Raw genomic sequence first — 1,810 nt, 5'->3', positions numbered from 1 at the left:
CCGTCGAGATCAGCCTCAGCCCCCTCGAAACAGCCGACGGCCTCCTCGTCTCCGCCGCCGTCCGCGACGTCAGCGAACGCAAGGCCGCCGAGGAACGCATCAACGAACTGGCCGCGCTGGTCGAGTCCTCGCAGGACGCGATCCTCGCCAAGACCCTCGACGGACGCATCACCTACTGGAACGCGGCGGCCCACCGGCTTTACGGACACACCTCGGCGGAGGCGGTGGGGCGGCACGTGTCGATGCTGGCGCCCGGCGACCGGCACGACGAGGTCAGCGCGCTCCTCGAACGGCTGTGCCTGGGCGAGAAGGTCGAACACTTCGAGACCCTGCGGGTCACGCGCACAGGTGACATGCTCGACGTCGACGTGACCCTGTGGCCCACCCGCGCGCCGGACGGCACGGTCATCGGGGCGTGCGCCATCGTCCGCGACATCAGCGACCGCAAGCGCGCCGAGGCGGAACTGACGGAGCTGTACGAGCAGCAGCGTCACATCGCGCTGACGCTGCAACGCAGCCTGATGGGGACGCCGCCGGCCATACCCGGGCTGGTCACGGCGAGCCGCTATCTGCCCGCCACCCAGGGCGCGGGCGTGGGCGGCGACTGGTTCGACCTGATCCCGCTGGGTGCGGGCCGGGTCGGGGTGCTGATCGGCGACGTGATGGGGCGCGGCCTGGAGGCCGCCGCCGTGATGGGCCAACTGCGTTCGGCCGCCCACGCGCTGGCCAAGACCGGGATGCAGCCGCGACAGCTCATGCAGGCCCTGGACGCCGTGGTCGCCGACCTGGGGGTGCCCGATCAGCTCGTCACCTGCTGCTATCTGATCATCGCCGCCGACGCGGGAGAGGTGATGATCTGCTCCGCGGGCCACCTGCCCGTACTCGTCACCGTCCCGGGACAGGGCGCCCGGACGATTCCGGCACCCGTGAACGCGCCGCTCGGCGTCGGCGACATGATCTACGAACAGTGCAGCACGACGATCCCGCGGGGCGCCACGCTCGTCCTCTACACCGACGGCCTGATCGAGACGCCCGGCAGTGACATCGAGGACCAGCTCACCGAGCTCATCCGGACCCTGGACAAACTCGCGGGCGACACGCCCGACCTCGAAGCCGCCGCCGACCATGTGCTGGCGACCCTGCTGCCCGACGCCGACGGCCACGACGACGTCACGCTGCTGCTGACCACGTTGCCTGCGGCGCCCCTGGCCACGGCCACGACCGAGCTGCCGGCCCGGCCGGAGTCGGTGCCGGCCGGGCGGGGTTTCCTCGGCGCCACGCTGGACTCGTGGGGTCTCGAGGACAGGACGGACGACGCGTGCCTGCTGCTGTCCGAGATCCTCACCAACGCGGTGCAGCACGCGCAGGGGCCGATCGGACTGCACGTGTGCCGCACGGACACCGAGCTGACCGTCGAGATCAGTGACCGCAGCACCCATCTGCCGCAGCCCCGCGCGGCGTCCGAGGACGCGGAGTCCGGGCGGGGCCTCCTGCTCGTCCGTGCCCTCGCCGACGCCTGGGGCGTGCGGCCCACCGACGAGGGCAAGACGACCTGGTTCAGTCTCAAGCGGAAGCCCCGGGCCCCCCGGGGGACGGCCGGGACGTGAGGTCAGGAACTCCAGGTCCAGTCGGCCACTTCGGGCAGATCCGTACCGTGCTCGCGGATCCAGGCGTGGTGGCGGGTGCGCGCGTCTGCCATCGTCTGGCGTACCGCCGCGGCGCGCACCGCGAGGCCGGGGACGCGGTCGATGACGTCCATGACCAGCCGGTAGCGGTCGAGGTCGTTGCGGACGACCATGTCGAAGGGCGT

2 protein-coding genes are annotated in these 1,810 nt (G+C 71.7%); one reads left to right on the top strand and one right to left on the bottom strand.

The genetic code is table 11. The features are described from left to right. Window positions 1–1,607, top strand: a 1,607-nt coding sequence (locus tag H305_RS49125; protein WP_199791553.1) for an ATP-binding SpoIIE family protein phosphatase, incomplete at its 5' end; no start/stop codon positions are given. 2 nt (window positions 1,608–1,609) lie between these two features. Here H305_RS49125 and H305_RS49120 read toward each other — a convergent pair. Then, the coding region (locus H305_RS49120; RefSeq protein ID WP_037767540.1) for a hypothetical protein at window positions 1,610–1,810 on the bottom strand (201 nt) is incomplete at its 5' end.

Source organism: Streptomyces sp. 142MFCol3.1 (genome assembly GCF_000424945.1).
Taxonomy (GTDB): Bacteria; Actinomycetota; Actinomycetes; order Streptomycetales; family Streptomycetaceae; genus Streptomyces; species Streptomyces siamensis.
The sequence above is the reverse complement of the archived record's forward strand: the minus strand, read 5'-3'. Positions and strand labels throughout refer to the sequence as shown.